Below are 5911 nucleotides of genomic sequence, written 5' to 3'. Positions count from 1 at the left end.
AGGTTCCCGCGTCGGGAATCGACGCGGGCCGGAGCTGAGCCATGGAATACGCCAACATCCTCGTTTCCGCCGACCTCGGCGAAGCGGCGCTGGACCGGATGCGCCTCGCCGCCGGCCTCGCCCGGCGCTTCGCGGCGACGCTCACGGGCGCGGCGGCCCATCCGGTGCCGGCCCCCCTCCTGGTTCCGCGATGTCTACGATGCCGTCGCGCAGGAGCAACGCAACACGGCACAGGTCCAAACCATCCTCGAACAGGCGCAGGCACTGTTCCGGCGTGCCGGGACCGAGGGGATCGGCACGGACTGGCGCGCCGGCTTCGCGGACGCCGTCACGCACGTCATCGAGACGGCCCGCGCCGCGGACCTCGTGGTCCTGAGCCGGCGGGGACCGGGCGACGCGGATCCGGGACCGCTCGGCGTGCCGCCCGGGCCCGTCCTTATGGAGGCCGGCAGGCCGGTCCTGGTGGTGCCGCCGGGGCTCGCGAGCCTGACGGGGTCGCGCATCGTTATCGCGTGGCGGGACGGTCCCGCAGCGCGGCGGGCCGTGTCGGCGGCTTTGCCATTCCTGCGGGCGGCGGACCGGGTCCACGTGGCGACCGTCGGCGCCGATGCCCGGCCCGACGGTGCGGACGACGTGGCCGGCCACCTCGCGCGGCACGGCGCGCACGTCGCCGTCCATCACCTGCAAACGGAGGAGGATGCCGGCTCGGAGATTCTGCGGTTCGCCCTGCGGCAGGATGCGGATCTGATCGTCACGGGCGCCTACGGCCATTCCCGGTTGCGGGAATGGATGTTCGGCGGCGTCACGCGCGATCTCCTGGAACGCTCCCCACGCTGCTGCCTGATGAGCCACTGAGCCCGCGCTTCGTCGGGGCCGCCGTTCGCAGGCTGGACGAGTGCTTCCCGATCGCGGGCGTCGAACGGCACCATCCCGCGGCGCCCGCGTTCCGGTCCGATCCGTGCGACGAGGCCAGGCTCGCCGGCCCGGACGCGTCAGGGTCGCGCTGGGCGGCGGCAGGGAGGCAGAGCCATGGACAGTCGGCTTCTCTACGTCAGCCGGCGGACATCCTCCGAGGCCGACGTCCAGAACATCGTCGAAACGTCTCTGTCCCGGAACGCCCGGCTCCGGGTCACGGGAGCCCTCGTGGCGTCGCGCACCCGGTTCGCACAGATCCTGGAGGGGCCGCGTCCCGCGGTCGATGCCCTGATGGACAGCATCCGTCGCGACCCGCGCCATACGGAGGTGGCGGTGCTGCTGTACGACGACATCGACCGGCGGCGCTTCGCCGACTGGAGCCTCGCCTATTCCGGCGCCTCCGTTTACGTCGACAGGCTTATCGCAGCCCTGACCGCGCGTGCCCCGGCGCAGCCGGACCCGGCCGACCTGCGCCGCCTGATCCAGGCCATCGAGGAACTCGCGCGGGCCCGGCTCTGACACCGCCGCACGGGCCGGGGAGCCGACGGCGCCCGCGGAGCCGTCATTCGACGAAGCCCCAGCCGGCCTCGAGGGCGCGGCGCTCCTCCTCGGTCAACGGGTTGGCCCAATCGGGCGCGTTCGGCGCCCGCACCGGCGGCACCGCCTCGACGGGTTCGGGGCGCACCGGCGGCACCGCCTCCGCGGCTTCGGGGCGCGCCGGGGCGCCACGGGGCGGCGGCTCACGCTTGCGCGTCGGCCCGGTGGTCGTGCCGCTCCGGGCTGTTGGTCGCTTGCGCATCGCCGACCCCCTAGGTTCAATGGGACAGGAACAGCGGCACGGGACAGTTCCGCAGGAGCGAGCGGGTGACGCCGCCCAGGAAGAACTCCCGCTTGGGAGAATGCCGGTAGGCTCCCATCACGACCAGGTCGGCGCGGAACAGGCCGGCCTGGCTGCGCAGGGTCTCGGCGATGCCGTCCCCCTTCGGCAGGTCGTTGACGACGACGTTCACGCCGTGCCGCGCGAGGTGGGGCGCGAACTCGGCCCCGGGGACGGCCTCGTGGATCTCCGCGTCGTCGCAGACCGAGACGACCTCGATCGCTTCGGCGGCGCGCAGGAACGGCAGGGCATCGTTGGCGGCCCGCGCCGCCTGCGCGCTGCCGTCCCAGGCGACGATGATCCGCCGTGCGGCGAAGGCGTCGCGGCCCGGCGGCACCGCGATGACCGGCCGCCCGCTCTCGAAGAGCGCCCGCTCGATGGTCTCGCGATCGAGGTCGAACCGTCGCGGTCCCGCGTCCAGGACCGTGAGGTCGTGCAGGCGCGCCTGCGTGGCCAGCCGGGTCACGACGTCCGGGTAGGTCAGCCCCGGCGCCTCCGTCGTGCAGACAACGCCGACCTGGGCCGCATCGCCGGCCGCACGCTCCGCGATGGAGCGCGCCAGCGCGTCGAGACGGCGGTCCACGAGGGCCTCGCCCACGTAGTCGAACTCGCCGAGCCACGCGTCGTCGCCCGTGAGGCGCCAGGAGGCCGACTGCACGGTGAGGTGCGCATTGGCCGCCTTGGCCAGCGTCAGCCCGTAGCCGATCGCCGCGATGGGGGGATCGAACTCGCCCTCCACGGTCGTGCCGACGAGGACGTCGCGAATGCCCGCGAGTGGGGAGCGGGAGGGGCTGGACATGGAGCGTCTCCGATTCGTGCCGGCCCCATGGTTCGTCCCGTCGCGGCTGGGCAGCCTTGATCCACCTCAAGCGGCCCACGATGCGGAGTGTTCAATTTCGCACATTCGCCCGACGGGATCGTCTATATTCGACCACAACACTGCCGAAAGGCTGTTCACTGATTCCAAAATGCAGTAATTTTTGGTTGTCAGGCGGCACCGATTGGAAGTTCGGGACGGATGCGTTTTCATCGTCGCGGCCCGCAGGACCTCTCCGGGTGCAAGCGATGACGAACCCCGTCGACGCGCCCGGCCACCCTCGCGACGATGCCACCGCTCAGACCGGCGACGACCTGCGGTTGACGCTCGACGAGGTGGGCATCTGCATCTGGTCGCTGGACATCGTGACCGGTCGCGCCACGGTGTCGCCGACCTGTGCCCGCCTGTTCGGCGTCCCGGCCGAACGATTGACCACCTTCGCCGCCTCACAGGCCCTCGTGCATCCGGAGGACCGTCCAGCCCGCGCGGAGGCCATCGAGAGAGCCGTGCGGGAGGGAGGCAGCTACGAGGTCGATTACCGCGTCCTGCGCCCCGACGGGCATGTCTGCTGGCTGCGCTCGCGCGGCCGGGTGCAACTCGACCCGGAACGCAGCCCCTTCCGGCTCCGCGGGGTCGTGCTCAATATCGACGAGCAGAAGCGGGCCGAGGTCGACCTGCGAGCCCGCGAGGCTCACCTGCGCTCGATCCTCGACACCGTGCCGGAGGCCATGGTCGTCATCGACGAGGCAGGCCGGATCCATTGGTTCAGCGCGGCGGCCGAGCGTCTCTTCGGCTACGCGGCCGACGAGGCGGTCGGTCGGAACGTCCGCATCCTGATGCCGGAGCCGATGCGGAGCGAGCACGACGCCTACCTCGACCGCTACCGGCGGACCGGCGAGCGCCGCATCATCGGCACCAACAGGGTCGTGACCGGCCTGAGGCGGGACGGCTCCACCTTCCCGATGGAGCTGGCCATCGGCGAGATGCGCGCGGGCGAGCAGGTCTTCTTCACCGGCTTCATCAACGACCTGACCGAGCAACGCCGCACGCAGGCCCGTCTCGAGGAACTCCAGGCGGAGCTGGTCCACATGTCCCGCCTCAGCGAGATGGGCGAGATGGCTTCGACGCTGGCCCACGAGTTGAACCAGCCGCTCGGGGCCATCAGCAACTATACCAAGGGCTGCAAGCGCCTTCTGGCGCATCCCAGTCCCGAGAACGTCGCCAAGACGGTGGAGGTGCTCGACAAGGCCGCGGAGCAGGCCTTGCGGGCGGGACAGATCATCCGGCGCCTGCGCGAGTTCGTCACCCGCGGCGAGACCGAGAAGCGGGTCGAGCCCGTCGCGAGCCTGATCGAGGAGGCCAGCACGCTGGCCCTGGTCGGGGCCCGGGAGCAAGGCGTTGTCGCGCGCGTGCACGTGGATCCGAGGGTCACGTCCGTCCTGGCCGACCGCGTTCAGGTGCAGCAGGTCCTGATCAACCTGATGCGCAACGCCCGCGAGGCCATGCAGCAGGGGCACCGGCGCGAATTGCGCGTCGAGGCCTGCCCCGCGGGAACGGACCACGTCGAGATTGCCGTCGTGGACACCGGGCCGGGCATCTCGGACGCGGTGGCGGACCGGCTGTTCCAACCCTTCGTCACCACCAAGGCGAGCGGGATGGGCGTCGGGCTCTCGATCTGCCGCACCATCGTCGAGGCTCATGGCGGCCGCCTATGGGTCGAGCGCAACGAGGCCGGCGGGGCAACCTTCCGGCTGACGCTGCCGGCCGCGCACGATGGAGACCTCGGTCATGCCAGCTAGCCTTGTGCACGTGGTCGACGACGACCCGGCCATGCGGGACTCGGTCGGCTTCCTGCTCGGCACCGAAGGCTTCGAGGTGCGGCTCTACGAGACTGCGACCGACTTTCTCCAACGGCTCGTCGAGCCGGCAGCGGGCTGCGTCCTGACCGATATCCGCATGCCCGGTCTCAACGGCCTGGAGTTGCTCCGCCGCCTGCGGGCATCCGGCCACAAGCTTCCGGTTATCATGATGACCGGGCACGGGGACGTCCCGCTCGCGGTGGAGGCGATGAAGCTCGGCGCCTGCGACTTCATCGAGAAGCCGTTCGACGACGAGGCCCTCCTGCAGGCGCTGCGCTCCGCCCTGGAACGCAACGGCGCGGCCGAGGCGGTGGATCCGACGCTGCGGGAGTTCGTCCGGCGGGTCGGCACCCTGAGCGAGCGCGAGCGGCAGGTCCTCGACCAGCTGGTCGCCGGCGGCACCAGCAAGGAGATCGGCCGCACGCTCGACATCAGTCCGCGCACCGTCGAGATCTACCGGGCGAAGCTTATGGCCAAGACGCAGGCCGGCACCCTGCAGGAGCTGGTGCGCTGGGCGGTGCTGGCGGGCCTGGCCTGAGCCGGCCTTGAGGCAGGTCAAGGCCGGGATCCGGATCGCGCCCCATCCTGGCGGTCCCGAACCCGGACCGGCACCCCGCCGACGAACCTGCCGATCCAGCCGCCGACCTAGCCGCCGATACACCTCATGCCTGCCCTGACCGACCTCATCTACGTGGTGGACGACGACGCGGCCGTCCTCCACTCCACCCGCTTCCTCCTGGAAAGCGAGGGCCTCCGGGTCGAGACCTTCGCGGACGGACCGGAACTGCTGGCCGCCTTCCCGGGGCCGAGCCCGGCCTTCGTCCTCCTCGACCACGTCCTGCCGGGGCTCGACGGCCTGGAAGTCTGCGCCAGGCTCCACGACCTCGATGCCCGCGTGCCCGTGGTCCTGATCACCGGACACCCCGACCCCGCCATCCGCGCCCGGGCCCGCGCCGCCGGGATCCCGCTGGTCGAGAAGCCCCTCGCCTTCGACGCGCTCCTCGGGCTCCTCGCCCCGGACGCCGCCCGAGACACCGCCCGAGACGCCGCCCCGGCGCCACGCCCCGCGCCCCTCCCCCAGCCGGCCTGACCACACCCGACGGAGACCAGACCGGCAAACCGGCGCACGCTGGCGTGCCCGAGGCCGAGCCACCCTGGCCGAGGCGACCGTGGCGTCCGCATGCGGCGGCGGACGATCCGAAGGGCTCTGAACGCTCCGTCACAGCGTACGGCCAAGCAAAAGGACCGGACCACGTCGCTCTTGTCTCCACGGCCCGACGATTTGCCCAGCTTATTCATGAACATTGTGGCGAAACCTGCACAAAGATCTTGAGCTGGATCAATGTATCGCCGCACCAATACGGAGACCCTGAAAATCGGGAAGGCGGGCAGGCGTCTGCCGCTCGTGCTCCGGACGCCCGCTCGGTCCGGCCGCCGGGGCCC

At 71.3% G+C, this 5911-nt stretch carries 6 protein-coding genes and 1 pseudogene; 5 read left to right on the top strand and 2 right to left on the bottom strand.

Annotation, left to right across the window (positions count from 1 at the left end; all coding sequences use genetic code 11):
* Window positions 1–41: 41 nt before the first annotated feature.
* Both I53_RS21110 and I53_RS21105 read left to right on the top strand, forming a co-directional pair.
* Window positions 42–855 (top strand): annotated as a pseudogene (locus tag I53_RS21110) (universal stress protein).
* Window positions 856–1029: 174 nt separating this feature from the next.
* The gene (locus tag I53_RS21105) at window positions 1030–1434 is read left to right on the top strand and encodes a BLUF domain-containing protein (protein WP_043354348.1); all 405 of its coding nucleotides are present in this window, start codon (window positions 1030–1032) and stop codon (window positions 1432–1434) included.
* Between the two features lie 43 nt (window positions 1435–1477).
* Here the strand turns inward: I53_RS21105 and I53_RS21100 are convergent, their stop codons facing one another.
* Entirely contained in the window at window positions 1478–1714 is a 237-nt protein-coding gene (locus I53_RS21100; RefSeq protein ID WP_043354346.1) for a hypothetical protein, read from the bottom strand.
* 16 nt (window positions 1715–1730) lie between these two features.
* The gene (locus I53_RS21095) at window positions 1731–2591 is read right to left on the bottom strand and encodes a universal stress protein (protein WP_043354344.1); all 861 of its coding nucleotides are present in this window, start codon (window positions 2589–2591) and stop codon (window positions 1731–1733) included.
* 266 nt (window positions 2592–2857) lie between these two features.
* Between I53_RS21095 and I53_RS21090 the strand changes: the two genes are divergently transcribed.
* From I53_RS21090 to I53_RS21080, 3 genes are all read left to right on the top strand, one after another.
* Window positions 2858–4408 (top strand): PAS domain-containing sensor histidine kinase, encoded by a 1551-nt coding sequence (locus tag I53_RS21090; RefSeq protein WP_081948865.1) that lies wholly within the window; start codon window positions 2858–2860, stop codon window positions 4406–4408.
* Entirely contained in the window at window positions 4398–5006 is a 609-nt protein-coding gene (gene fixJ, locus I53_RS21085) for a response regulator FixJ (RefSeq protein WP_043354340.1), read from the top strand. Before I53_RS21090 ends, fixJ begins: the two co-directional genes overlap by 11 nt.
* Before the next feature lie 126 nt (window positions 5007–5132).
* Complete coding sequence (locus I53_RS21080) at window positions 5133–5558, top strand: response regulator (RefSeq protein ID WP_051044936.1); 426 nt, start codon at window positions 5133–5135, stop codon at window positions 5556–5558.
* Window positions 5559–5911 lie beyond the last annotated feature (353 nt).

The sequence above is a fragment of the Methylobacterium sp. B1 genome, from assembly GCF_000333255.1.
Lineage (GTDB): Bacteria > Pseudomonadota > Alphaproteobacteria > Rhizobiales > Beijerinckiaceae > Methylobacterium > Methylobacterium fujisawaense.
This window is presented reverse-complemented; position numbering and strand designations above follow the sequence as displayed.